The organism is Streptomyces sp. NBC_00523, assembly GCF_036346615.1.
In the GTDB taxonomy this organism is placed as follows: Bacteria; Actinomycetota; Actinomycetes; order Streptomycetales; family Streptomycetaceae; genus Streptomyces.
This window is the reverse complement of the sequence record NZ_CP107836.1, coordinates 4,613,591-4,638,726: the sequence shown is the minus strand read 5'-3', so window position 1 is coordinate 4,638,726 and position 25,136 is coordinate 4,613,591. Positions and strand designations below refer to the sequence as shown.

The 25,136-nt window shown below is 71.8% G+C and carries 25 protein-coding genes; 17 read left to right on the top strand and 8 right to left on the bottom strand.

Annotation, left to right across the window (positions count from 1 at the left end):
- Positions 1-82: 82 nt before the first annotated feature.
- Positions 83-946, bottom strand: coding sequence for a biotin--[acetyl-CoA-carboxylase] ligase (locus OHS17_RS21245; protein ID WP_330313449.1), 864 nt, complete (start codon positions 944-946; stop codon positions 83-85).
- 133 nt (positions 947-1,079) lie between these two features.
- Between OHS17_RS21245 and OHS17_RS21240 the strand changes: the two genes are divergently transcribed.
- The 4 genes from OHS17_RS21240 (at position 1,080) to OHS17_RS21225 (ending at position 3,835) form a co-directional block, all read left to right on the top strand.
- A complete protein-coding gene (locus OHS17_RS21240) occupies positions 1,080-2,663 on the top strand; it encodes an acyl-CoA carboxylase subunit beta (protein ID WP_330313448.1) in 1,584 nt (527 codons plus the stop codon).
- A 14-nt stretch (positions 2,664-2,677) separates the two neighbouring features.
- Complete coding sequence (locus OHS17_RS21235) at positions 2,678-2,884, top strand: acyl-CoA carboxylase subunit epsilon (RefSeq protein ID WP_330313447.1); 207 nt, start codon at positions 2,678-2,680, stop codon at positions 2,882-2,884.
- A gap of 81 nt (positions 2,885-2,965) precedes the next feature.
- Complete coding sequence (gene mmpB / locus OHS17_RS21230; protein WP_018101029.1) at positions 2,966-3,094, top strand: morphogenic membrane protein MmpB; 129 nt, start codon at positions 2,966-2,968, stop codon at positions 3,092-3,094.
- Positions 3,095-3,226: 132 nt separating this feature from the next.
- Positions 3,227-3,835: a Maf family protein gene (locus tag OHS17_RS21225; RefSeq protein ID WP_330313446.1), complete on the top strand. Its 609-nt coding sequence runs from the start codon at positions 3,227-3,229 to the stop codon at positions 3,833-3,835.
- A gap of 7 nt (positions 3,836-3,842) precedes the next feature.
- On the opposite strand, the gene OHS17_RS21220 is transcribed toward OHS17_RS21225, so the two are convergent.
- Positions 3,843-4,310 carry a hypothetical protein gene (locus tag OHS17_RS21220; protein WP_330313445.1) on the bottom strand — a complete coding sequence of 156 codons (468 nt, stop codon included), beginning with the start codon at positions 4,308-4,310 and terminating at the stop codon, positions 3,843-3,845.
- Between the two features lie 372 nt (positions 4,311-4,682).
- Here OHS17_RS21220 and OHS17_RS21215 point away from each other — a divergent pair, with 372 nt between their 5' ends.
- Together OHS17_RS21215 and OHS17_RS21210 are read left to right on the top strand one after the other, a co-directional pair.
- Positions 4,683-6,437, top strand: a complete 1,755-nt coding sequence (locus OHS17_RS21215) for an acetyl/propionyl/methylcrotonyl-CoA carboxylase subunit alpha (protein ID WP_330313444.1) — start codon at positions 4,683-4,685, stop codon at positions 6,435-6,437.
- A gap of 127 nt (positions 6,438-6,564) precedes the next feature.
- Positions 6,565-7,209, top strand: coding sequence for a TetR/AcrR family transcriptional regulator (locus OHS17_RS21210; protein WP_330313443.1), 645 nt, complete (start codon positions 6,565-6,567; stop codon positions 7,207-7,209).
- 31 nt (positions 7,210-7,240) lie between these two features.
- Here OHS17_RS21210 and OHS17_RS21205 read toward each other — a convergent pair whose 3' ends face one another.
- Together OHS17_RS21205 and OHS17_RS21200 are read right to left on the bottom strand one after the other, a co-directional pair.
- Positions 7,241-8,158 (bottom strand): DeoR/GlpR family DNA-binding transcription regulator, encoded by a 918-nt coding sequence (locus tag OHS17_RS21205; RefSeq protein WP_443066175.1) that lies wholly within the window; start codon positions 8,156-8,158, stop codon positions 7,241-7,243.
- A 165-nt stretch (positions 8,159-8,323) separates the two neighbouring features.
- A complete protein-coding gene (locus OHS17_RS21200; RefSeq protein ID WP_018101035.1) occupies positions 8,324-9,763 on the bottom strand; it encodes an NAD(P)H-quinone dehydrogenase in 1,440 nt (479 codons plus the stop codon).
- Positions 9,764-10,024: 261 nt separating this feature from the next.
- Here OHS17_RS21200 and OHS17_RS21195 point away from each other — a divergent pair, with 261 nt between their 5' ends.
- The 3 genes from OHS17_RS21195 to OHS17_RS21185 all read left to right on the top strand — a co-directional run bounded on the left by OHS17_RS21195 (position 10,025) and on the right by OHS17_RS21185 (position 13,176).
- On the top strand, positions 10,025-10,462 hold the full coding sequence (locus OHS17_RS21195; protein ID WP_026171252.1) for a gamma-glutamylcyclotransferase: 438 nt from the start codon (positions 10,025-10,027) through the stop codon (positions 10,460-10,462).
- 105 nt (positions 10,463-10,567) lie between these two features.
- Entirely contained in the window at positions 10,568-11,392 is an 825-nt protein-coding gene (locus OHS17_RS21190; RefSeq protein ID WP_330313441.1) for a purine-nucleoside phosphorylase, read from the top strand.
- A 137-nt stretch (positions 11,393-11,529) separates the two neighbouring features.
- Complete coding sequence (locus tag OHS17_RS21185) at positions 11,530-13,176, top strand: phospho-sugar mutase (RefSeq protein ID WP_330313440.1); 1,647 nt, start codon at positions 11,530-11,532, stop codon at positions 13,174-13,176.
- Between the two features lie 37 nt (positions 13,177-13,213).
- Here the strand turns inward: OHS17_RS21185 and OHS17_RS21180 are convergent, their stop codons facing one another.
- Positions 13,214-14,635: an aminopeptidase P family protein gene (locus OHS17_RS21180; RefSeq protein WP_330313439.1), complete on the bottom strand. Its 1,422-nt coding sequence runs from the start codon at positions 14,633-14,635 to the stop codon at positions 13,214-13,216.
- Between the two features lie 139 nt (positions 14,636-14,774).
- Between OHS17_RS21180 and OHS17_RS21175 the strand changes: the two genes are divergently transcribed.
- The gene (locus OHS17_RS21175) at positions 14,775-15,767 is read left to right on the top strand and encodes a LuxR family transcriptional regulator (protein WP_383164689.1); all 993 of its coding nucleotides are present in this window, start codon (positions 14,775-14,777) and stop codon (positions 15,765-15,767) included.
- A gap of 12 nt (positions 15,768-15,779) precedes the next feature.
- Here OHS17_RS21175 and OHS17_RS21170 read toward each other — a convergent pair whose 3' ends face one another.
- Positions 15,780-16,418 (bottom strand): PH domain-containing protein, encoded by a 639-nt coding sequence (locus OHS17_RS21170; protein WP_330313437.1) that lies wholly within the window; start codon positions 16,416-16,418, stop codon positions 15,780-15,782.
- A 135-nt stretch (positions 16,419-16,553) separates the two neighbouring features.
- On the opposite strand from OHS17_RS21170, the gene deoC reads away from it, so the two are divergent.
- From deoC to OHS17_RS21155, 3 genes are read left to right on the top strand one after another with little or no spacing between them, the layout of a single operon-like run.
- Positions 16,554-17,501 (top strand): deoxyribose-phosphate aldolase, encoded by a 948-nt coding sequence (gene deoC, locus OHS17_RS21165; RefSeq protein WP_018519122.1) that lies wholly within the window; start codon positions 16,554-16,556, stop codon positions 17,499-17,501.
- 5 nt (positions 17,502-17,506) lie between these two features.
- Positions 17,507-18,946, top strand: a complete 1,440-nt coding sequence (locus OHS17_RS21160; RefSeq protein ID WP_330313436.1) for an aldehyde dehydrogenase family protein — start codon at positions 17,507-17,509, stop codon at positions 18,944-18,946.
- A complete protein-coding gene (locus tag OHS17_RS21155; protein WP_330313435.1) occupies positions 18,936-19,835 on the top strand; it encodes an aldehyde dehydrogenase family protein in 900 nt (299 codons plus the stop codon). The genes OHS17_RS21160 and OHS17_RS21155 overlap by 11 nt, the downstream gene beginning before the upstream one ends.
- A gap of 70 nt (positions 19,836-19,905) precedes the next feature.
- On the opposite strand, the gene OHS17_RS21150 is transcribed toward OHS17_RS21155, so the two are convergent.
- Positions 19,906-20,322, bottom strand: coding sequence for a hypothetical protein (locus OHS17_RS21150; protein ID WP_330313434.1), 417 nt, complete (start codon positions 20,320-20,322; stop codon positions 19,906-19,908).
- A gap of 140 nt (positions 20,323-20,462) precedes the next feature.
- Here OHS17_RS21150 and OHS17_RS21145 point away from each other — a divergent pair, with 140 nt between their 5' ends.
- Entirely contained in the window at positions 20,463-21,143 is a 681-nt protein-coding gene (locus OHS17_RS21145) for a uridine kinase family protein (protein ID WP_330313433.1), read from the top strand.
- A 199-nt stretch (positions 21,144-21,342) separates the two neighbouring features.
- On the opposite strand, the gene OHS17_RS21140 is transcribed toward OHS17_RS21145, so the two are convergent.
- Positions 21,343-22,089: a SigE family RNA polymerase sigma factor gene (locus OHS17_RS21140; RefSeq protein ID WP_026171254.1), complete on the bottom strand. Its 747-nt coding sequence runs from the start codon at positions 22,087-22,089 to the stop codon at positions 21,343-21,345.
- Positions 22,090-22,301: 212 nt separating this feature from the next.
- Between OHS17_RS21140 and afsQ1 the strand changes: the two genes are divergently transcribed.
- Genes afsQ1 through OHS17_RS21125 form a run of 3 tightly spaced genes read left to right on the top strand, consistent with a single transcriptional unit; the run spans position 22,302 to position 25,125 of the window.
- Entirely contained in the window at positions 22,302-22,979 is a 678-nt protein-coding gene (afsQ1, locus tag OHS17_RS21135) for a two-component system response regulator AfsQ1 (protein WP_026171255.1), read from the top strand.
- Positions 22,976-24,517: a HAMP domain-containing sensor histidine kinase gene (locus OHS17_RS21130; protein WP_330313432.1), complete on the top strand. Its 1,542-nt coding sequence runs from the start codon at positions 22,976-22,978 to the stop codon at positions 24,515-24,517. Before afsQ1 ends, OHS17_RS21130 begins: the two co-directional genes overlap by 4 nt.
- A complete protein-coding gene (locus OHS17_RS21125) occupies positions 24,514-25,125 on the top strand; it encodes a hypothetical protein (RefSeq protein ID WP_330313431.1) in 612 nt (203 codons plus the stop codon). The genes OHS17_RS21130 and OHS17_RS21125 overlap by 4 nt, the downstream gene beginning before the upstream one ends.
- Positions 25,126-25,136 lie beyond the last annotated feature (11 nt).

The following is a 25,136-nucleotide window of genomic DNA, read 5'->3' as shown; positions in this document are numbered from 1 at the left end:
GTCCGTCGGTGGATCACCTCAACGATACGGCAGGTGTGCCCTACCTCACGTCCTCAGGGCACGGTGCGCGGGCGGCGCCGGTTCAGGTCAGGCCGCCCGCCGCGCCCCTCAGGTGCACGATGTCGCCCGCGGAGACCGGTTCGCGCAGTCCGCCGTCCGTGGCCAGGACGAGCCGGCCGTCCCCGTCGACGGCGACCGCCTCGCCGGTGAGCGTGCGGTCGCCGGGCAGCTGGGCCCGTACGGCCTTGCCGAGGGTCGCGCAGCCCGCCGCGTACGCCTCCTGCACCCCGCTCGCCGCCGCGTCGCCGTCCGCGTCGCGCCAGAGCCCGTACCAGTGCTCCAGGGACCGCAGGACGCCGCGCAGCAACGTCTCGCGGTCGGTGGAGACCGCCCCGGCCAGGGCGAGCGAGGCGGCGGTGGGGGCCGGGAGCTCGTCGGCGCGCAGGGAGACGTTGAGGCCGATGCCGATGACGACGCCGTCACCGGCCCGCTCGGCGAGGATGCCACCGGTCTTGCGCTCCTCGCCCTCCACCGAGACCAGCAGGTCGTTGGGCCACTTCAGGGCCATGTCGACGCCCGCCGCGCGCGCCAGGCCGGTCGCGGCGGCGACGCCGGTGAGCAGCGGCAGCCAGCCCCAGCGCTCGGCGGGCACGTCCCCGGGGGTCAGGTAGACGGAGAAGAACAGGCCGGAGCGCGCCGGGGCGGTCCAGGTGCGCTCCAGGCGGCCGCGCCCGGCGGTCTGCTCCTCGGCGACGAGGACCGTGCCCTCGGCGAGACCCGCGGCGCGCGCGGCGAGATCGGTGTTGGTGGAGCCGGTCGACTCGACCACGTCGAGGGCGGTCCACAGCGAGCCGGGCCGCAGCAGTCCGCGGCGCAGCGCGGGGACGTTGAGGGGCGGCCGGTCGAGGTCCGACCAACGGCTCTGTGGCGCATCCGAAGGTGTCATGCAAGCCACCCTAGGTGTGTCAAAGGACGCACTGCCGAACCGTATCGGCGCCGATACGCTACGGCTCAGTAGCTGTTCGTCAGCAGATCAGCAGCCAAGTCGTCCCCGTGACCAGGCAGGGAGCCGCCACCCGATGTCCGAGCCGGAAGAGACCGACATCCACACGACCGCGGGCAAGCTCGCGGACCTGCAGCGCCGTATCGAAGAGGCGACCCACGCCGGGTCGGCGCGCGCGGTGGAGAAGCAGCACGCGAAGGGCAAGCTGACGGCGCGCGAGCGCGTGGAGCTGCTCCTGGACGAGGGTTCCTTCGTGGAGCTCGACGAGTTCGCCCGGCACCGCTCGACCAACTTCGGCATCGAGAAGAACCGGCCGTACGGGGACGGCGTCGTCACCGGCTACGGCACGGTCGACGGGCGCCCCGTCTGCGTGTATTCGCAGGACTTCACCATCTTCGGCGGCTCGCTGGGCGAGGTCTACGGTGAGAAGATCGTCAAGGTGATGGACTTCGCGCTGAAGACCGGCTGCCCGGTCATCGGCATCAACGACGGCGGCGGCGCCCGCATCCAGGAGGGCGTCGCGGCGCTGGGTCTCTTCGCGGAGATCTTCCGGCGCAATGTGCACGCCTCGGGTGTGATCCCGCAGATCTCGCTGATCGTCGGCCCGTGCGCGGGCGGCGCGGTGTACTCCCCCGCGATCACCGACTTCACGGTGATGGTCGACCAGACCTCGCACATGTTCATCACGGGTCCCGACGTCATCAAGACGGTGACCGGTGAGGACGTCGGCTTCGAGGAGCTGGGCGGAGCCCGTACGCACAACACCACCTCGGGCGTCGCGCACCACATGGCGGGCGACGAGAAGGACGCCATCGAGTACGTCAAGTCGCTGCTGTCCTACCTCCCGTCGAACAACCTCTCGGAGGCCCCGGCCTTCCCGGAGGAGGCGGACCTGGCGGTGAGCGACGAGGACCGCGAGCTGGACACGCTCATCCCGGACTCGGCGAACCAGCCGTACGACATGCACACCGCGATCGAGCACGTGCTGGACGACGGCGAGTTCCTGGAGACCCAGGCCCTGTTCGCGCCGAACATCGTCACCGGCTTCGGCCGCGTCGAGGGCTACCCCGTCGGCATCGTCGCCAACCAGCCGATGCAGTTCGCCGGCTGCCTGGACATCAACGCCAGTGAGAAGGCGGCGCGTTTCGTCCGCACCTGCGACGCGTTCAACGTGCCGGTGCTGACCTTCGTGGACGTGCCGGGCTTCCTGCCGGGCGTCGACCAGGAGTACGGCGGCATCATCCGGCGCGGCGCCAAGCTGATCTACGCGTACGCGGAGGCGACGGTCCCGCTGATCACGGTGATCACGCGCAAGGCGTTCGGCGGCGCGTACGACGTCATGGGCTCCAAGCACCTGGGCGCCGACATCAACCTCGCCTGGCCGACCGCGCAGATCGCCGTCATGGGCGCGCAGGGCGCGGTGAACATCCTGCACCGCCGCACGATCGCCGCCGCCGAGGATCAGGACGCCACGCGCGCCGAACTGATCGCGGACTACGAGGACACGCTCCTCAATCCGTACGTGGCGGCCGAACGCGGGTACGTGGACGCGGTGATCATGCCGTCCGACACCCGGGCCCACGTGGTCAAGGGCCTGCGCCAGCTCCGCACCAAGCGCGAGTCCCTGCCGCCCAAGAAGCACGGCAACATCCCCCTCTAGAAAGGGTCCTGGCCATGATCAAGGTCGTACGGGGCAACCCGACCCCGGAGGAACTGGCCGCCGCGCTCGCGGTCGTCCAGGCCCGTGCCGCCGCGGTGTCCGCGGTGCCGTCCAACACCCCGGCTCCCCCGGCCGGCTGGTCCCACCCGAGCCGCCTGGCCCGCACCGGCCGCCACCTGCCGGGCCCGCGCGCCTGGGCCCGTACGTACTGGCCCGCGTAACCGCTGGTGACACGGGTACCGGGCGGCGGTTGAGTACGCGTACTCAGGCGCCGCCCGGGCCCTGCGCAGCAGGATCAAGTCATGCTCTGGTCCGACCCCGAGAACAAGCCCCCCAAGGAACTCCGCGACGCGGAAACGATGATGCGTCGAGCCGGTTTGATCCTGGCCCTGGCGATGGTCGTAGCGATGTTCGTACTCGGTACGCGCTGAGGCGTTCCAAGCCCCTCCGCCCGCACAATCAGGCACCCCCGGCGCCAAAATCAAGCCCCTCCGGCGATTGAGGAGCGGGGGCCCGGGGGCAGCACCCCCGCAACGAACCCGCGCGCACCCCACGTCCGTACGATGGCGGTCATGACCGCCCAGCGCCTCGTACTCGCCTCCGCCTCCCCGGCCCGCCTCGGCCTGCTCCGCCAAGCCGGCCTCGCCCCGGAGGTGATCGTCAGCGGCGTCGACGAGGACGCCCTCACCGCAGACACCCCCGCAGAACTCGCTCTCGTCCTCGCCCAGGCCAAGGCGGCCGTCGTCGCCGCGCTCCCCGAGGCCGCCGGCGCCCTGGTCATCGGCTGCGACTCCGTGCTGGAGCTCGACGGACAGGCGCTCGGCAAGCCCGCCGACGCCGAGGAGGCCACCGCCCGCTGGAAGTCGATGCGCGGCCGCGCCGGGGTCCTGCGGACCGGGCACAGCCTGACGGACACCACGACCGGCCGCACGGTCTCGCGGACGGCGTCCACGACCGTGCACTTCGGGGAGCCGACCGACGCCGAGATCGCCGCCTACGTGGCCTCCGGCGAACCGCTGCACGTGGCGGGCGCCTTCACCCTGGACGGGCGCTCGGCGCCGTTCGTGGACTCCATCGAGGGCGACCCGGGCAACGTCATCGGGCTCTCGCTGCCGCTGCTGCGCCGCCTGCTGGGCGAGCTCGGTGTCGAGATCACCGGCCTCTGGGCCTGAGCGGGGATCAGGCCGGCCCGGGCTCCGGCTCGGGCCCGGCCGCCTCGGGAGCGGCCTTCCCGGACCGGGCGGCCGGCTCGGCCCCGTACGCCACCAGGACGAGCACGATCAGGCCGAGCGTCACCATCATGCAGACGAACGCCGTCCAGCCGACGAGTCCGACCGTCAGCGCGCCGAGCACGCCGTGGACGGCCGCGCAGCAGATGAGCACGATCCGGCCCACGCGCCCCGGGCCCCGGTCGCGGATTCCCGCCACCACGAGCAGCACGGCGCACAGGAGCAGGAAGACCCCGGAGACCCCGCCGAGCACCCAGGTGCCCTTGGACATCGCCTCGGGGTCCGTACCGGCGAGGGACATGTCCTGGTTCTTCACGACCGTGCCCAGGACCACGTTGATGATCACGATCCCCACGGCCTCCACGGCCAGCACGAGCGCGGCCAAGAAGGCGACCAGCCTGCGCACCACGACACTCACCCCCTGTTACCAGCAGTACGTGCAATAGCGCGGACCCTACTAACCGGTAATGGCCGCGACAAGAGCTGTGCGCAACCCGGACGCACCCCTACTTCTCCGGGCTTTCGTGGGTCGGGCAAAGAATTGCCCACCCCTTAGTGGGAACTCCACAAAGAATCACGGTAAGTCGCTGCTCGTGCCGATAGAGACCTGGGCCACACCTGGTCGCTACTGTGCGGTTTCAGAACCCGGCGTACCGTGGTGGCACAAGGGATTTCGCGACTCGAGCACACCTCGAATCACACTCCGTGTGGGCAAGCTCACCATTGGGGGCGGGTCGTAGGACCGTGTGGGTTGTCCCTAAACTCAGCTTGTTTCAAGGAGGGAGCCATCGTGCGCAAGGTGCTCATCGCCAACCGTGGCGAAATTGCTGTCCGTGTTGCTCGGGCCTGCCGGGACGCGGGGATCGGGAGCGTGGCCGTCTACGCCGACCCGGACCGTGACGCTCTGCACGTCCGTGCGGCCGACGAGGCATTCGCTCTGGGCGGTGACACCCCGGCGGCCAGTTATCTGGACATCGCCAAGGTGCTCCAGGCTGCCAAGGATTCCGGGGCGGACGCGATCCACCCGGGGTACGGCTTCCTCTCGGAGAACGCCGAGTTCGCCCAGGCGGTGCTGGACGCGGGTCTGACGTGGATCGGGCCGCCGCCGCACGCGATCCGGGACCTGGGTGACAAGGTCGCCGCCCGTCACATCGCGCAGCGCGCCGGTGCCCCGCTGGTCGCGGGCACCCCGGACCCGGTCTCGGGTTCCGAGGAGGTTGTCGCGTTCGCTTCGGAGCACGGGCTGCCGATCGCGATCAAGGCGGCGTTCGGTGGTGGCGGGCGGGGGCTGAAGGTCGCCCGGACGCTGGAGGAGATCCCGGAGCTGTACGACTCCGCGGTGCGTGAGGCGGTTGCCGCGTTCGGGCGCGGGGAGTGCTTCGTGGAGCGCTACCTCGACAAGCCGCGGCATGTGGAGACGCAGTGCCTGGCCGACACGCACGGCAACGTGGTCGTCGTCTCGACGCGTGACTGCTCGTTGCAGCGCCGTCATCAGAAGCTGGTGGAGGAGGCCCCGGCCCCCTTCCTGTCGGATGCGCAGAACGCGGAGCTGTACGCGGCGTCGAAGGCGATCCTGAAGGAGGCCGGCTACGTCGGTGCCGGCACGGTCGAGTTCCTGGTCGGTATGGACGGCACGATCTCCTTCCTGGAGGTCAACACCCGCCTGCAGGTGGAGCACCCGGTGACCGAGGAGGTCTCCGGTATCGACCTGGTCCGCGAGATGTTCCGGATCGCCGACGGCGAGGCCCTGGGTTACGACGACCCGGCCTCGCGCGGTCACTCCTTCGAGTTCCGGATCAACGGCGAGGACCCGGGCCGCGGGTTCCTCCCGGCCCCCGGCACGGTGACCCGGTTCGACGCGCCGTCGGGTCCGGGTGTGCGTCTGGACGCGGGTGTGGAGTCCGGCTCGGTCATCGGCCCGGCGTGGGACTCACTGCTCGCGAAGCTGATCGTGACGGGTGCGACGCGGGAGCAGGCGCTCCAGCGCGCGGCGCGTGCCCTGGCGGAGTTCCACGTCGAGGGCATGGCGACCGCGATCCCGTTCCATCGTGCGGTGGTGGTGGATCCGGCGTTCACCGCGGACCCGTTCCGGGTCCACACGCGCTGGATCGAGACGGAGTTCGTCAACGAGATCAAGCCGTTCGCCGCCCCCGCCGAGGCGGACGCGGATGACGAGGCCGGCCGCGAGACGGTGGTCGTGGAGGTGGGTGGCAAGCGCCTGGAGGTCTCGCTGCCCTCCTCGCTCGGGATGAGCCTGGCCCGTACCGGTCTCGCGGCGGGCGCCAAGCCCAAGCGCCGCGCGGCCAAGAAGTCCGGCTCGGCCGTCTCCGGCGACACCCTCGCCTCCCCCATGCAGGGCACGATCGTCAAGATCGCCGTCGAAGAAGGCCAGGAAGTCAAGGAAGGCGACCTCATCGTCGTCCTGGAAGCCATGAAGATGGAACAGCCGCTGAACGCGCACCGCTCCGGCACGATCAAGAGCCTGGCAGCCGAGGTCGGCAGCTCGATCTCCTCGGGCGCCGTCATCTGCGAGATCAAGGACTGACCCGCGTCTTCCCCGCCGGTGCCCCGGTCATGTCCTCGGACGTGACCGGGGCACCGGCGCATTCGGGGAACGGGGGCCGCCCGCGCGATGGCATCCTGGAGACCGGGGAGACAGGAGGGACCGCACCATGGCGATGAGTACGGCAGGGACGCCGACCCGGCCCATGCGTGCCGACGCGCGCCGCAACTACGGCCGGCTGCTGGCGGAAGCCCGTACCGCCTTCGCGGAACACGGCACCGACGCGTCCCTGGAGGACATCGCCCGGCGCGCGGGGGTGGGCATCGGCACGCTGTACCGCCACTTCCCGACCCGGCACGCCCTGATGAGCGCGGTCTTCCAGGAGGCGGTGACCGCCCTGATCACCCGCTCCCGTGAACTCGCGGGCGCGGATCAGCCGTGTGCCGCGCTGGTGGAGTGGCTGGGCGCGATCGTCACGCACGCGGGCGAGTACCGCGGCCTGGCCCAGGCCCTCATGTCCACGTGCCGCGACGAGAGTTCGGCCCTGGCCCGCTGCAACACCCCGCTGCGCGAGGCGGGTTCCACCCTCCTGACACGGGCCCAGTCGTCGGGCACGGTGAGGCAGGACGTCTCGATAGACGACCTGATGCAGCTGACCAACGCGATCGCCCTGGCAGCGGAACAGTCCCCGGACGACCCGGAACTGGCAAACCGCCTACTGAAGCTGACGCTACGAGGGCTTACTTCAGGCCCCTCCGACGGAGGCAGAACAAGCCCCACCGGCGACGGCACATCAAGCCCCTCCGGCGATTGAGGAGCGGGGGTCCGGGGGCAGCGCCCCCGAGCTACCGCCGCCGCAGGTCCGCCACCCGCGCCCGGTCCCGCTCACCGGCCCCCGCCTCCCCGAGCGCCCGCAACGGCTGCCCCTGCGTACGCCGCTGCCCGGGCAACGGCATCTCGCGCCGGGCGGAGGGCCTCCCACCCGCCCCCGGGTCCGCGGCGGCGGACGACGCCCCCCCGCCCCCCGCGACAGCGATCCGTACGCCCTGATCCGCCAGCGCCTGCAACTCCGCCGCCGACCGGTCGTCATGCGCGGCGGGCTCGTCCGTCACCAGATGGGTGATGAGATCCGTCGGCACCGTCTGGAACATCGTGTCGGAACCGAGCTTCGTGTGGTCCGCGAGGACCACCACCTCCGCCGCGGCCTGCACCAGCGCCCGGTCCACGCTCGCGGAGAGCATGTTGGACGTGGAGAGACCGCGCTCGGCGGTGAGCCCGCTCCCGGACAGGAACGCACGGGAGACCCGCAGCCCCTGGAGGGACTGCTCGGCCCCGCTGCCCACCAGGGCGTAGTTGGAGCCACGCAGGGTGCCTCCGGTCATCACCACCTCCACCCGGTTGGCATGGGCCAGCGCCTGGGCGACGAGCAGCGAGTTGGTGACGACGGTCAGGCCGGGGACGCGCGCGAGCCGGCGGGCCAGCTCCTGCGTGGTCGTACCGGCACCGACGACGATGGCCTCGCCTTCTTCGACCAGGCCGGCGGCCAGGTCGGCGATGGCCGTTTTCTCCGCGGTGGCGAGATGGGATTTCTGCGGAAAGCCGGACTCCCGCGTAAAACCGCCCGGCAAGACCGCACCGCCGTGCCGGCGGTCGAGGAGTCCTTCTGCCTCCAGTGCCCGCACGTCCCGCCGTACGGTCACTTCGGAGGTCTGGACGACGCGGGCGAGCTCACGGAGCGATACCGCCCCGTTGGCACGCACCATTTCGAGGATCAACTGACGACGTTCTGCAGCGAACACGAAACTGACAGTAACGTGACCGCGCGAGACTTTTCAGCAGTTTGCGCCGAATAGCAGAAGTTGGACATACAGGCAGTCACCAAGTGATATAGGAGACTGCCTTGTTGTCCTCTCCTGATCGAACGGCGGTCACGCCCCGCCCGTGCGCTTACGGCTGTGCAACTGACGGGCCACTTCGGCGATCGATCCCGACAGGGACGGGTACACAGTGAAGGTGTTTGCGATCTGGTCGACCGTCAGATTGTTGTCGACCGCGATCGAGATCGGATGGATCAGCTCGCTCGCCCGGGGGGCGACGACACAGCCGCCGACCACGATGCCGGTGCCGGGGCGGCAGAAGATCTTGACGAAGCCGTCCCGGATGCCCTGCATCTTCGCGCGCGGGTTGCGCAGCAGCGGCAGCTTGACGACCAGCGCCTCGATCTTGCCCGCGTCCACGTCCGCCTGGGTGTAGCCGACGGTGGCGATCTCCGGGTCGGTGAAGACGTTCGAGGAGACCGTCTTGAGGTCCAGCGGGGCCACCGCGTCGCCGAGGAAGTGGTACATCGCGATGCGGCCCTGCATGGCGGCGACGGAGGCGAGCGCGAAGATGCCGGTGACGTCACCGGCCGCGTAGACGCCGGGCGCGCTGGTGCGGGAGACCTTGTCGGTCCAGATGTGCCCGGAGTCCTTGAGCCGGACGCCGGCCTCCTCCAGGCCCATGCCCGCGGTGTTCGGGATGGCGCCGACGGCCATCAGGCAGTGCGTGCCGGAGATGACCCGGCCGTCGGCGAGGGTCACCTCGACCCGGTCGCCGACGCGCTTGGCGGACTGGGCGCGGGAGCGGGCCATGACGTTCATGCCACGCCGCCGGAACACGTCCTCCAGGACGGCCGCCGCGTCCGGGTCCTCGCCGGGGAGCACCCGGTCGCGGGACGAGACGAGGGTGACGCGCGAGCCGAGGGCCTGGTAGGCGCCGGCGAATTCGGCACCGGTCACACCGGAACCGACGACGATGAGTTCCTGCGGCAGCTCGTCCAGGTCGTAGACCTGGGTCCAGTTCAGGATGCGCTCGCCGTCCGGCTGCGCGTCCGGGATCTCCCGGGGGTGCCCGCCGGTCGCGATGAGCACGGCGTCCGCGGTGAGCGTCTCCTCCGTACCGTCGGCGGCCGTGACGACGACCTGGCGGGAGCCGTCGGCGGCCTGAAGGCCCTCCAGACGGCCGCGGCCGCGCATGACGCGGGCGCCGGCGCGGGTGACGGAGGCGGTGATGTCGTGCGACTGGGCGAGCGCCAGGCGCTTCACACGGCGGTTGACCTTCCCCAGGTCGACGCCGACCACACGCGCGGCCTGCTCTATGTGCGGGGTGTCGTCCGCGACGATGATGCCCAGCTCCTCGTACGAGGAGTCGAAGGTGGTCATCACCTCGGCCGTCGCGATCAGGGTCTTCGAGGGCACGCAGTCGGTGAGGACGGACGCGCCGCCGAGGCCGTCGCAGTCGACGACGGTCACCTCCGCGCCGAGCTGGGCACCCACCAGGGCCGCCTCGTACCCGCCGGGTCCGCCGCCGATGATCACGATCCGGGTCACGAAAAGTCCGCCTCGCGTTTCTCGTCCCACGGCCGCCTGCTGCCCCGGCCGGGGGTCCGGGGGATCGCCCCGGGGGAATGCAGTACGTACTTCATTGTCCCGCACGCGCCAAGGTGCTTCTCCCCGGGGCCCTCCATACGTGCGCCGGGGCGCGCGGCGCACGTGCGCGGCGGACACGTCCGCCCCGTTCCCGCCTCCCCTCGGGGGTCGTTCCTCACAGGAACCGGCATGCCCGCCGCCACCTCCCGTACCCTCGATCCCATGTCGCTCTACGCCGCGTACGCCGGCAACCTCGACGCGCGGCTGATGACGCGCCGCGCCCCGCACTCACCGCTGCGCGGGACCGGCTGGCTGAACGGCTGGCGGCTGACCTTCGGCGGGGAGCAGATGGGCTGGGAGGGCGCGCTGGCCACCGTGGTGGAGGCGCCCCGCTCGCAGGTCTTCGTCGCCCTGTACGACCTGGCCCCCATGGACGAGGACTCCATGGACCGCTGGGAGGGCGTCGGCCTCGACATCTACCGCCGCATGCGGATCCGGGTGCACACCCTGGACGGCGAGGAGCCGGCCTGGATCTATGTGCTGAACGGGTACGAGGGCGGCCTGCCGTCCGCCCGCTATCTCGGCGAGATCGCGGACGCGGCGGAATCGGCGGGCGCGCCCCACGACTACGTGATGGAACTGCGCAAGCGCCCCTGCTGAGGGGCCCGGCCGCCGGCCCGATTGTCGGAACACACGAACGATTCCCGCCAGACTCTGTACAGGGGCATCTACGCGCGTAGGGGTTCAGCGGTTACGCTCGTCCGCGTGAACGCATCACTTATTCCGGACCACATCCAGGGCGACCCGCACGCCGCCGCCGCCGACGCCGCCGCCCGCCTGCGCGAGCTGGCCGGTGCCGAGACTCACGACGTCGCCCTCGTGATGGGCTCCGGCTGGGCGCCGGCCGCTGCCGCGCTCGGCGTTCCGGCGGCCGAGTTCCCGGTGACGGCCCTGCCCGGCTTCCCGGCGCCCGCCGTCGAGGGCCACGGCGGCACGATCCGCTCGCACGTGATCGGCGACAAGCGGGCCCTGGTGTTCCTGGGCCGTACGCACTACTACGAGGGCCGCGGCGTCGCAGCGGTCGCGCACGGGGTCCGCACGGCGGTCGCGGCGGGGTGCCGGACGGTCATCCTGACGAACGGCTGCGGCGGCCTGCGGGAGGGCATGCGCCCCGGACAGCCGGTCCTGATCAGCGACCACATCAACCTGACGGCGGCCTCGCCGATCATCGGCGCGAACTTCGTGGACCTCACCGACCTGTACTCGCCGCGCCTGCGCGCGCTGTGCAAGGAGGTGGACGAGACGCTCGAAGAGGGCGTGTACGTCCAGTTCCCCGGCCCGCACTACGAGACTCCGGCCGAGATCAACATGGTCCGCGTCATGGGCGGCGACCTGGTCGGCATGTCCACGGTCCTGGAAGCGATTGCCGCCCGGGAGGCGGGGGCGGAGGTCCTCGGGCTGTCCCTGGTGACGAACCTGGCGGCGGGGTTGAGCGGGGAGCCGCTGAACCATGAGGAGGTCCTTCAGGCGGGGCGGGATTCCGCGACGCGGATGGGGTCCCTGCTGGCGCGGGTGCTGGACCGGATCTGAGGTTGTCCTGGGGGCGCTGCCCCCGGACCCCCGCTCCTCAATCGCCGGAGGGGCTCGGTCTGGCCGCGCGCGGCCACTTCCAGCCCCGCCGCAGGCGCAACGCACCCGCACCGCACACCGCACACGAAAGGCACCCCGTGACGACACCCCCGGACCTCCTCGCCCGTGCCGGCGCCTGGCTCGCGGAGGACCCCGACCCCGACACCCGCGAAGAGCTCGCCAAGCTCATCGCCGCCGAGGACACCGCAGAGCTCACCACCCGCTTCGCGGGCACCCTCCAGTTCGGCACCGCCGGACTGCGGGGCGAGCTCGGCGCGGGCCCGATGCGCATGAACCGCTCCGTGGTCATCCGCGCCGCCGCCGGCCTCGCCGCGTACCTGAAGGACCAGGGGCAGACCGGCGGTCTCGTCGTCATCGGCTACGACGCCCGCTACAAGTCCGCCGACTTCGCGCGGGACACCGCCGCGGTGATGACCGGCGCGGGCCTCCGCGCGGCGGTGCTCCCCCGCCCGCTGCCCACCCCCGTGCTGGCGTACGCCATAAGGCACCTGGGCGCCGTCGCCGGCGTCGAGGTGACCGCCAGCCACAACCCGCCCCGCGACAACGGCTACAAGGTCTACCTCGGCGACGGCTCGCAGATCGTGCCCCCGGCGGACGGCGAGATCGCCGCGGCCATCGCGGCCGTCGGCCCGCTGGACACCGTGGACCGCCCGGACTCCGGCTGGGAGACCCTGGGCGACGAGGTCCTGGAGGCGTACCTGGCGCGGACGGACGCCGTGCTCGACGCGGACTCGCCGCGCACCGCCCGCACCGTGTACACCGCGATGCACGGCGTCGGCACCTCCGTGCTCACCGCCGCGTTCGATCGGGCCGGTTTCCCGGCCCCGGTGCTCGTCGCGGAGCAGGCCGAGCCGGACCCCGCGTTCCCCACCGTGGCCTTCCCCAATCCGGAGGAGCCCGGCGCGATGGACCTCGCGTTCACCACCGCGCGCCGCGCGAAACCGGATCTCGTCATCGCGAACGACCCGGACGCGGACCGCTGTGCCGTCGCCGTGCCGGACCCGGCGGCGGACGGCGGCTGGCGGATGCTGCGGGGCGACGAGACGGGCGCGCTGCTCGCCGCGCACCTGGTGCGCCGGGGCGCCACCGGCGTGTTCGCGGAGTCGATCGTCTCGTCGTCGCTGCTGGGCCGGATCGCCGAGAAGGCGGGCCTGGGCTACGAGGAGACCCTGACGGGCTTCAAGTGGATCGCCCGGGTCGAGGGGCTGCGTTACGGGTACGAGGAGGCGCTGGGCTACTGCGTGGACCCGGACGGCGTCCGCGACAAGGACGGCATCACGGCCGCGCTGCTCGTCGCCGAGCTCGCCTCCGTACTGAAGGAGCAGGGGCGCACGCTCCTGGACCTGCTGGACGACCTCGCGCTCGAACACGGGCTGCACGCGACCGACCAGCTGTCGGTGCGGGTCGAGGACCTGTCGGTCATCGCGGACGCGATGCGCCGCCTGCGCGAGCAGCCGCCGGCCGCCCTGGCGGGGCTGCCCGTGACCTCGGCCGAGGACCTGTCGCGGGGCACGGACCGGCTGCCGCCCACCGACGGGCTGCGCTACACGCTCGACGGCGCCCGGGTGATCGTCCGCCCGAGCGGCACCGAGCCGAAGCTGAAGTGCTACCTGGAGGTCGTCGTGCCGGTGGGCTCCGCCGACGCGCTGCCCACCGCCCGCGCCCGGGCCACGGAGCTGCTGACCGGCATCAAGCGCGACCTGGCGGCAGCGGCGGGCATCTGAGACGGGGCGGCCGGGGCCCGGCCCGGCCGCCCTCCGCTCAGCCCGCCACCCGCGCCATCCACGCCTCGACCTCGTCCGCCGAGCGCGGCAGCCCCGCCGACAGGTTCTCGTGGCCGGAGTCCGTCACGACGAGGTCGTCCTCGATGCGGACGCCGATGCCCCGCCACTCCTCCGGGACCGTCAGGTCGTCCGGCTGGAAGTACAGCCCGGGCTCGACGGTCAGCACCATGCCCGGTTCCAGCACCCCGTCGACGTACGCCTCGTTGCGCGCCCGGGCGCAGTCGTGGACGTCCAGGCCGAGCATGTGACCGGTGCCCGCCATGGTGAAGCGGCGCTGGAGGCCGAGTGCGTACGCCCGCTCGGCCGGGCCCTCGATGAAGCCCCACTCCACGAGCCGGGCGGCGAGATGGCGCTGCGCGGCCTCGTGGAAGTCGCGGTAGTGGGCGCCCGGCTTCACCGCGGCCATGCCCGCCTCCTGCGCCTCGTACACCGCGTCGTAGACCTTCCGCTGGAGCGGGGTGAACGTGCCGCTGACGGGGAGGGTGCGCGTGACGTCGGCGGTGTAGAGGGTGCGCGTCTCCACGCCCGCGTCGAACAGGAGCAGGTCGCCGGGGCGCACGGGGCCGTCGTTGTCCGTCCAGTGCATGATCGTGGCGTGGTCGCCGGCGGCGCAGATGGAGCCGTAGCCGACGGCGTTGCCCTCCAGGCGGGCGCGGCGGAAGAACGTGCCCTCGATCCACCGTTCCGAGGTCGCCACGGCTGTGGACAGGTCGGCGATCGCGTCGGTGAAGCCGCGCACGGTGGAGTCGACGGCCTTGCGCAGCTCGCCGAGCTCCCACGCGTCCTTGACGAGCCGGAGGTCGCTCAGCGCCTCCGCCAGTTCGGCATCGCGCTCCTCGTCGGTGGCGACCGCCCGTTCCAGGGCCGGATCGATGCCCCGGACGATCCGGGTCGGCACCGGGCCGCCCGCCGGGACGGCGGCCAGCTCCTCGGCCGCCGTGCGGACGTCCCGGCAGGGCAGCCCCAGGACCCGCGCGGACTCGGCGAGCGTGCGGCGCCGCCCGGTCCACAGCTCGGCCGTGGCCCCGGTCCAGAACTCGTCGTCGTCCCGGCTGTCGCGCGGCAGCTGGAAGCAGTAGGCGTCGTGGCCGCCGTTTGCCCGGGGTTCCAGGACGAGGGCGCCGTCGCGGGCCTGGTCGCCGGTCATGTGGACGTAGCCGGAGTAGGGCCGGAAGGGGTAGTCGTCGTCGTTCGACCGGGTCTTGAGGTTCCCGGAGGGAATGACGAGGCGTTCGCCGGGGAAGCGCGCGGAGAGCCTGGCGCGCCGGGCGGCGGCATGGGGAGCCTGCTCGTCGGGTACGAGGTCGTGCCGTTCGGTGTCCGCCCACCCGGTCCGCATCAGCGCGGAGAGTTCCTCGGAGATTTCCGGGTAGAGCCCGTTCTTCCGGCCTTTCGCCACGTCATGCTCCCTGTCTCGACGGGTGGGCCACCGGCTGTCACCGGCGGTTCACGGAAGCTACCGCCGACGGGACGGCCCGGGGGCGCGGCTGTGCCAGTGGCACTGATCGGCCATCTCGTGGTGTCCTTCGCGGCGGAGAATGCGGTGCATGACGAACGCGAAGCTGGCCGACGCCCTTCGGCTCCTCGGGATCGGCGAGGCGGCGGCCCGGGTCTATCAGGCGCTGCTCGACCTGGCGCCCGCACCCCTGACCGCGATCGGCCGGGCGGCCGGTCTGGACGCCCCGGCGCTTTCGGCGGCGTACGGGGAGCTGGCCGACGCGGGGCTGGTCAGCGGGGCGGGGACCAGCGCGGACGTGGTCGCCCCGGTCCCGCCGGGCGACGGTCTGGAGATCCTGGTCCGGCAGCGGGCGAGCGCGGTCGAGGAGTCCCGGATCGCGGTCGGGGGCGCGTTCGAGTCGTTCCGGCGGCAGCGGCTCGCCGCGTACAACGACCATCTGGTCGAGTCCGTGGCCGGTGACGCGGTCGGGCCGAGGATCCGCCGGGCGTGGGCGAGCGCGCGGGAGCAGATCCGGCAGCTGGAGTCGCCGCCGTACGTCCCGCTGCCCGGGGCGACCGAGGACGCGCTGGCCACGCTCGCGCGCGGGGTGAAGCAGCGCGTCGTGTACTCGCGGGAGTCGCTGGAGCACCCCGGGCATCTGAAGGACGTCATCGAGCCGTGCGTCCGGGCCGGGGAGCAGGCGCGGGTGGCGCCCGCGGTGCCGGTGAAGCTGGTGATCATCGATGACGCGTCGGCGCTGGTGTCGCTGTCGATCCGGGAGGCGGACGTGCACAACACGATGCTGGTCGTGCAGCCGTGCGGCCTGCTCTCGGCGCTCATCGCGCTGTTCGAGCAGTACTGGCAGAGCGCGCTGCCGTTCAGCGGCCGGACGACGCGCCCGGGCGGGCTGGCGCCCGCGGACCGGCGGCTGCTGTGGCTGCTGGCGGGCGGCACGAGCGACGAGGTGATCGCGCGCGAACTGGGCATCAGCCGCCGCACGCTGTTCCGTCGGTTGCAGGTCCTGATGGCCAGGCTGGGCGCCACGAACCGCTTCCAGCTGGCGTTGCAGGCGCAGCGCCAGGGCTGGCTGTGAGCGCCCGGAGGGTCAGCCGGTCGCGCCGAGGACCACGAGCAGCACCGCGCCGACGACGGCCGGGGCGATGACCTCGTACGCCCAGCGCACCGAGGCGGCGGGGGCGTCGGCCACGGGCTTGTCACCGGCCCGCTCGGCCAGCTCGCGCAGGTCCGCGACGGTCTGGTCGGCGGCCGCGGTGCGGGCCTTGGTGTTGCGTACGTCGGCGATCGTGGACGTACGCCGGTACGGGTCGTCCATGGCCTGCCGGGACTGCTGGCGGGCGGCCTTCTTGCGCTGCCGCAGCGATACGGGGACGGCCCAGAGCTGGAACTTCTTGCCGTCGTTCGTGAACAGCTCGCTCGAATAACCGGCCCGTACGTCGGCCACGTCGCTCCACGGCAGCGTGATCGTGCGGAAGGGGTTGCGGATGCGGATACGGGCGTCGTTCGCGGCGACCACCGGGCGCAGCGTGAAGGCGACGATCACCGGCACGGCGGTCAGCATGCCGGCGAGCGCCATCCACGGCACCCGGCCGTCGCCCCGGAGCAGGGCGTCGCCGCCGATCCCGCAGACGAGCACGAGGAGCAGGACGCCACCGGCCAGCCCGGCGGGCGACCGGAAGGTCCGGTCGGCGTAGGTGGGCTCGTCGGCAGGCGTGGGGCTCGTCATGAGCCCGATTGTGCCTGACGCGGCGCGGGGGCGCGGTGGCGGCTTCGCCCGCGGTGGGGGCGCGGTGCGGGAACCTCCGGTGACCTGGGTCCCTGTACAGGTCGCTACGCGCGTAGATATGCTCATGTGGTGACCATGCCCACCACCCTCCCCGCATTCGCCGACGCGACGGCGTCCGACAGTGCGCTGCGCCGCTTCCTGCACGGGCTGCCCGGCGTCGACGCGGTCGGCCTCGAAGCGCGTGCCGCCGCCCTCGGAACCAGGTCGATCAAGACGACGGCCAAGGCGTACGCCATCGACCTCGCGATCTCGATGATCGACCTGACGACGCTCGAAGGCGCGGACACCCCCGGCAAGGTCCGGGCCCTCGCCGCCAAGGCCGTCAACCCCGATCCCACCGACCGCACGACCCCGCGCACCGCCGCGGTCTGCGTCTACCCCGACATGGCGGCCACCGCCGCCGCCGCGCTGGCCGGCTCCGGCGTGAAGGTGGCGTCCGTGGCGACGGCCTTCCCCGCCGGGCGGGCCGCGCTCGACGTGAAGCTCGCGGACGTCCGGGACGCCGTGGCGGCCGGGGCCGACGAGATCGACATGGTGATCGACCGGGGCGCGTTCCTGGCCGGCCGCTATCTGAAGGTGTACGAGGAGATCCTCGCCGTGAAGGCGGAGTGCGGGTCCGCCCGGCTCAAGGTGATCTTCGAGACCGGTGAGCTGTCCACGTACGACAACATCCGGCGGGCCTCCTGGCTCGGGATGCTGGCCGGCGCGGACTTCATCAAGACCTCGACCGGCAAGGTGGCGACGAACGCCACGCCCGCGAACACCCTGCTGATGCTGGAGGCGGTGCGCGACTTCCGCGCGCAGACCGGCGTCCAGATCGGCGTGAAGCCGGCCGGTGGCATCCGCACCTCGAAGGACGCGATCAAGTTCCTCGTGCTGGTCAACGAGACGGCGGGCGAGGACTGGCTGGACAACCACTGGTTCCGCTTCGGCGCCTCCAGCCTGCTGAACGACCTGCTGATGCAGCGCCAGAAGCTCAGCACCGGCCGTTACTCCGGCCCCGATTACGTGACGGTGGACTGATACCCATGGCATCCGCATTCGAGTACGCACCGGCGCCGGAGTCCCGTTCCGTCGTCGACATCGCCCCCTCGTACGGCCTGTTCATCGACGGTGAGTTCACCGACGCGGCCGACGGCAAGGTCTTCAAGACGGTCAGCCCGTCCTCGGAGGAGGTGCTGTCCGAGGTCGCCCGGGCCGGTGCCGACGACGTGGACCGGGCCGTGAAGGCGGCCCGCCGCGCGTTCGAGAAGTGGTCGGCGCTGCCCGGCTCCGAGCGCGCCAAGTACCTGTTCCGGATCGCCCGGATCATCCAGGAGCGCAGCCGCGAGCTGGCCGTCCTGGAGACGCTGGACAACGGCAAGCCGATCAAGGAGACCCGCGACGCGGACCTCCCGCTGGTCGCCGCGCACTTCTTCTACTACGCGGGCTGGGCCGACAAGCTGGACCACGCGGGCTACGGTCCGAACCCGCGTCCGCTGGGCGTGGCCGGCCAGGTCATCCCGTGGAACTTCCCGCTGCTGATGCTCGCGTGGAAGATCGCCCCGGCGCTCGCCACGGGCAACACGGTGGTCCTGAAGCCCGCCGAGACGACGCCCCTGTCCGCGCTGTTCTTCGCGGACATCTGCCGCCAGGCGGGCCTGCCGAAGGGTGTCGTGAACATCCTGACGGGGTACGGCGACGCGGGCCAGGCGCTCGTGGAGCACGGGGACGTCGACAAGGTCGCGTTCACCGGTTCGACCGCCGTCGGCAAGGCCATCGCCCGGAGCGTCGCGGGGACGGACAAGAAGGTCACGCTGGAGCTGGGCGGCAAGGGCGCCAACATCGTCTTCGACGACGCCCCGATCGACCAGGCCGTCGAGGGCATCGTCACCGGCATCTTCTTCAACCAGGGCCAGGTGTGCTGCGCGGGCTCCCGCCTGCTGGTCCAGGAGTCGGTCCAGGACGAGCTGCTGGACGCCCTGAAGCGCCGCCTGTCCACGCTGCGCCTCGGCGACCCGCTGGACAAGAACACGGACATCGGCGCGATCAACTCCTCGGAGCAGCTGGCCCGGATCACCGCGCTCGTGGAGACCGGCGAGGCAGAGGGCGCGGAGCGCTGGAGCGCCCCGTGCGAACTGCCGTCGGCCGGTTACTGGTTCGCTCCGACGCTCTTCACCAACGTCACCCAGGCGCACACGATCGCCCGCGACGAGATCTTCGGCCCGGTGCTCTCGGTGCTGTCGTTCCGTACGCCGGACGAGGCGGTCGCCAAGGCGAACAACAGCCAGTACGGCCTGTCGGCCGGCATCTGGACGGAGAAGGGCTCGCGCATCCTCGCGGTCGCGAACAAGCTCCGGGCGGGCGTCGTCTGGGCCAACACGTTCAACAAGTTCGACCCGACCTCGCCGTTCGGCGGTTACAAGGAGTCGGGCTTCGGCCGCGAAGGCGGCCGTCACGGCCTGGAGGCGTACCTCGATGTCCGATAACCGTCTGAGCGTCTTCAAGACCTACAAGCTGTACGTCGGGGGCAAGTTCCCCCGCTCCGAGAGCGGCCGGGTGTACGAGGTGACGGACTCGAAGGGCAAGTGGCTGGCGAACGCGCCCCAGTCCTCCCGCAAGGACGCGCGCGACGCGGTCGTGGCCGCCCGCAAGGCGTTCGGCGGCTGGTCCGGCGCGACCGCGTACAACCGCGGCCAGATCCTCTACCGCGTCGCGGAGATGCTGGAGGGCCGCCGCGAGCAGTTCGTACGCGAGGTGGCCGAGGCGGAGGGCCTGTCGAAGTCCAAGGCGGCGGCCGTCGTGGACGCGGCGGTGGACCGCTGGGTCTGGTACGCGGGCTGGACGGACAAGATCGCCCAGGTCGTGGGCGGCGCGAACCCGGTCGCGGGCCCGTTCTTCAACCTGTCGACGCCCGAACCGACCGGCGTGGTCACGGTCCTGGCGCCGCAGGAGTCCTCGTTCCTGGGCCTGGTCTCGGTGATCGCCCCGGTGATCGCGGCCGGCAACACCGTCGTCGTGGTCGCCTCCGCGGAGGCCCCGCTGCCCGCCCTGTCGCTGGGCGAGGTGCTGGCCACCTCGGACCTGCCGGGCGGTGTGGTCAACGTCCTGTCGGGAAAGACCGCGGAGATCGCCGCGCCGCTCGCCGCCCACCAGGACGTGAACGGCATCGACCTGACGGGCGCGGACGCGGAGCTGGCGAAGGAGCTGGAGATCGCGGCGGCGGACAACCTGAAGCGCGTCTCCCGTCCACAGGCTGTGGACGGCGGCCACGACTGGACCGCCGACCCGGGCACGCACCGCCTGACGGCGTTCCTGGAGACCAAGACGGTCTGGCACCCGACGGGCGCGCTGGGCGCGTCGGGCTCCTCGTACTGACCGCACACGGCGACGGCCCGTTTCCCGGAAGCGCCTCCGGGGAACGGGCCGTCCCGCTGCCCGCGGGAACTCAGCCGCGCAGACCCTCCACGACCGGGCCCACGACGGGCAGGTCCTTGATGGCGCCGCCGCTCGTCAGCGGGTCGGTGACCAGAGCCGTGGACAGCGGCTTGAAGTCGGCGACCTGGGTGCCCACCGCGTTGTCCAGCGGGTCCGTGCCCGTGCCGGCCAGCGGGTCGAGCCGGAGGTGGGTGACGGGCGCGACGCTGTGCTCCAGCGACTGCCCGAGCGCCCCGGTGACCGCGCCCCCGGCCGCCCCGGTGGCCTCCGCGAGGCCGACGTCGGCCCCGGTCTCCTGGACGACGGGCAGCGGGGCGGCCTGCGCCGCCGCACCCCCCGCGCCGAGTGCGGCGCCGACCGCGGTGACGGTCAGACCTGCGCGCAGCAGGGTGCGGCGCCGGGACTTGGAAAGTGCGTGACGTGCCATGGATTTCCCACCTGATCGAGCCGATCGAACCATCGGTCGCGTAATCAACCGAACGCTCAGCGTAGTTGAGTTGTGATGCGCGATACCAACAAGACCTCCGGGGGTCCCACGTGCGGGTCAATGCCTCACACTCGTGTCCTGTGAGTTCCCAAGCGCTTTCGACCCGCGTCGTCCTGTTGACGGGCCCCTCCGGCTCCGGCAAGTCGTCCCTCGCCGCCCGCACCGGCCTCCCGGTGCTGAGGCTCGACGACTTCTACAAGGAGGCCGGCGACCCCACCCTGCCGCTGGTCACCGGCAGTACGGACATCGACTGGGACTCCCCGGGCTCCTGGGACGCCGACGCGGCGGTCACCGCGATCACGGAGCTCTGCCGGACCGGCCGCACCGACATCCCGGTGTACGACATCTCCACCAGCTCCCGCACCGGGCACGAGGTCCTGCACATCGGGCGCACCCCGCTCTTCGTCGCCGAGGGCATCTTCGCGGCCGACATCATCGACCGCTGCCAGTCCCTGGGCCTCCTGGCCGACGCCCTCTGCCTGCGCGGCCGCCCCTCCACGACCTTCCGCCGCCGCCTCCTGCGCGACCTCCGCGAGGGCCGCAAGTCGGTCCCGTTCCTGCTGCGGAGGGGCTGGCGCCTGATGCGTACGGAACGCCGCATCGTGGCCCGGCACACCGCCCTGGGCGCGCACGCGTGCGCGAAGCCGGAGGCGCTGGGCCGCCTGGCCGCCGCGGCGGCGGGCCGGTGCCGTTTGCCGGCACATTCAGGGGCGGCGAATTCAAGTGCCGCAGCGGCGAAATCAAGCCCCTCCGGCGATTGAGGAGCGGGGGTCCGGGGGCAGCGCCCCCGAAACGCGCCGCAGGGCCGGACAGGACCCCCCGGCCCGTCCGACCCCACAACTTCCCCGTATCCCCGTTGTCCCCCGAGATACCCCCGTATCCCTCGGGCCCCCGTTGCCTCCCCCGTAACAACACCACCGCGTCCCCCGACGCGGCAGCGCGCCCCCGTTCCCCCAGCCTTCAGGCCACCAGCTCGCCGAAGGACTCCTCCTCGTCACGGCCGAAGCTGAGGACCTCGTCCTCGCGCAGCCGGCGGAGCGACCGCCAGATGCTCGACTTCACCGTGCCGACACTGATGTCGAGGATCGACGCGATCTCGGGGTCCGTACGACCCTCGTAGTACCGCAGGACGAGCATCGTGCGCTGCAGCTCGGGAAGGCGCGCCAGCGCCTGCCAGAGCACGGCGCGCAGCTCCGTACCGCGCATCGCGTCCGTGTCGCCCGCCGTCTCCGGCAGCTCCTCGGTCGGGTATTCGTTCAGCTTGCGCCTGCGCCAGGCACTGATGTGCAGATTGGTCATCGTGCGGCGCAGATAACCGCCGACGGCGGCCTTGTCGCTGATGCGGTCCCAGGCCCGGTACGTCGAGAAGAGGGCGCTCTGGAGCAGGTCCTCGGCCTCGAACCGGTCACCGGTCAGGTGGTAGGCGGTCGCGTACAGGGAGGCACGGCGCTCCCGGACGTAGGCCGTGAACGCCGCTTCGGCGTCCCCGGACCGTTCCGGTGCCTTCCGCTCCCCCGAGTCCTCCCCGTACGCGCTCCCCCCGTTGCCCCCCGTGTCAACCACCGTCATGAATGACGTGTGCTGACGCCCGGCGCCACGAACGCACCCCCGTCCGTTCACTGCGGCGCCGGACTTCTCTGTGCTCCGTCCGACATCGTGGAGACGCGTGACAACTGCGCTTGCGTTGATGCTGTGAGTTGCGTTCATCTCGCGCCCCCCATCGGTGGAGTCCGTCCGTTCCTTGTGCCAACGAGCTTGCCGGGGCAGTTTCATGGCGCTGTCCGCCGACTGTCACAGGGCTGTCACAGGGCCCGGCGGCGGCACGAATCCGTGCTTCCGGATGCATGAGGGACGTATGGGGCACGCATCAGGGGGGACCAACTGTCGAACTGGGGCGCCCCATGGGTCAGAATGACCAAGTGCCTTTCCTGTTGCTGATCGAGGACGACGACGCCATCCGCACGGCCCTCGAACTCTCGCTGTCACGCCAGGGCCACCGTGTGGCCACCGCGGCGACGGGAGAGGACGGCCTCAACCTGTTGCGCGAGCAGCGCCCCGACCTGGTCGTGCTGGATGTGATGCTGCCCGGGATCGACGGTTTCGAGGTGTGCCGTCGCATCCGCCGCACCGACCAGCTGCCGATCATCCTGCTGACCGCCCGCAGCGACGACATCGACGTCGTGGTGGGTCTGGAGTCCGGTGCCGACGACTACGTGGTGAAGCCCGTGCAGGGCCGGGTGCTCGACGCCCGCATCCGCGCGGTGCTGCGCCGGGGCGAACGGGAGTCGACCGACTCCGCGACGTTCGGGAACGTGGTGATCGACCGCTCCGCCATGACCGTCACCAAGAACGGGGAGGATCTGCAGCTCACGCCGACCGAGCTGCGTCTCCTGCTCGAACTGAGCCGGCGGCCCGGCCAGGCCCTGTCCCGGCAGCAGCTCCTGCGCCTGGTCTGGGAGCACGACTACCTGGGTGACTCCCGGCTGGTCGACGCCTGTGTCCAGCGGCTGCGCGCCAAGGTGGAGGACGTACCGTCCTCGCCGACCCTGATCCGTACGGTCCGGGGCGTGGGTTACCGGCTGGACTCACCGCAGTGAGCACGGCTGTGCGGCGGGGCCTGCGCGCCGGGCTCCGCTGGACCAGCCTGCGCCTGCGGCTCGTCATCGTCTTCGGCCTGGTCGCGCTGACCGCCGCCGTGTCGGCCTCCGGCATCGCGTACTGGCTCAACCGCGAGGCCGTGCTGACGCGTACGCAGGACGCGGCGCTCGGGGACTTCCGCCAGGAGATGCAGACCCGGGCGGCCTCGCTGCCGCTGCGCCCCTCCAAGGAGGACCTGCAGACGGCCGCCGTGCAGATGGCGAGCAGCAGCCCAGGCTACAGCGTGCTCCTGATCGACGAGCGCGACCCGGGCAAGCCCATCGTCGGCAACAGCGACCTGGACACCTTCACCCGCGACAACGTCCCGCTGTCGCTGCAGAAGCAGGTGGACCGCAAGCAGCCGGTCAAGGCGGGCAACAAGTACGAGTACCACCTGTTCTGGCAGCGCACCTCGATACGCGGCACGCCGTATCTCGTCGCCGGTACGAAGATCATCGGCGGCGGGCCGACCGGCTACATGCTGAAGTCGCTCGACCAGGAACGGCAGGACCTCAGCTCGCTCGCCTGGTCGCTCGGGATCGCCACGGCGCTCGCCCTGGTCGGCTCGGCGCTGCTCGCGCAGGCGGCGGCGACCACCGTGCTGCGCCCTGTGCAGCGGCTCGGGGACGCGGCCCGCAAGCTCGGCGAGGGCAAGCTCGACACCCGGCTCGTGGTGTCCGGCACCGATGAACTGGCCGACCTGTCGCGCACGTTCAACCGGACCGCCGACTCGCTGGAGAAGAAGGTCGCGGACATGAGCGCCCGCGAGGAGGCCAGCCGCCGCTTCGTCGCCGACATGTCGCACGAGCTGCGTACGCCGCTGACGGCGCTCACCGCGGTCACGGAGGTGCTGGAGGACGAGGCCGACAGCCTCGACCCGATGATCGCGCCCGCGGTGAACCTGGTGGTCAGCGAGACCCGCCGGCTGAACGACCTCGTGGAGAACCTGATGGAGGTGACCCGCTTCGACGCGGGCACCGCCCGCCTCGTCCTGGACTACGTGGACGTCGCCGACCAGGTGACCGCCTGCATCGACGCCCGCGCCTGGCTGGACGCGGTCGAACTGGACGCCGAGCGCGGCATGATGGTCCGCCTCGACCCGCGCCGGCTCGACGTGATCCTCGCCAACCTGATCGGCAACGCGCTCAAGCACGGCGGTTCGCCGGTCCGGGTCGCGGTGCGCATCGAGGGCGAGGAGCTGGTCATCGAGGTCCGGGACCACGGCCCCGGCATCCCCGAGGACGTCCTGCCGCACGTCTTCGACCGGTTCTACAAGGCGAGCGCCTCCAGGCCCCGTTCGGACGGCAGCGGGCTCGGGCTCTCCATCGCCATGGAGAACGCGCACATCCACAACGGCGACATCACCGCCCGCAACTCCCCCGACGGCGACGGCGCGATCTTCGTGCTGCGCCTGCCGCGCGACCCCGGGGCGCCGAGCGGTGCCGCCGGGGACCACGACGCACCGATACCGGACCACCAGGAGGACGACGCGACGTGAGGCGCAGCGAACGCCGGGGACACCGAACCGCCGCCGCCCTGGCAGGTGCCGCACTCTGTGCCGTACTGGCGGCGGGCTGCGGCATCCGTACGACCTCGGTGCCGGTGGACGCCGGTGCCGCCCCGTCCCGGGTGCCATGTGCGATGCCCGCCGGGGACGCCGCGTCCCAGGCCGGGCGGGGCATCCCCGTGCAGGTCTACCTGGTCTGCGCCGCGCAGCTGGTGACGGTGGACCGGGCGGTGCAGGTCCAGGAGGCCAAGGCGGACCGGCTGGCGGTCGCCACGGAGCTGCTGGACGAGTTGCGCAGGCAGCCCACGGCGGACGAACGGCAGGCGGGCTTCTCCACCGATGTGCCCGGGACGCTCCGCGTCTTCGCGCCGCGCCTCGGCGACGCGAAGGACGCGCTGCGGCTCAACGAGCAGCCGGAGGACCTGCCGGCCGAGGCCCTGGCCCAGGTCGTCTGCACCTTCGCGGACAGCGAGGCCCTGACTCCCGGTGACACGGTGACGCTGGGCGGCCCGGGCGACTACCCGGCCCGCGGCTACCTGTGCACGGCGGAGACGAAGGCCAGCCCGAAGGCGATGCCGAGCGCGGTGGGGGTGCCGTAGGGGGCGCCTCG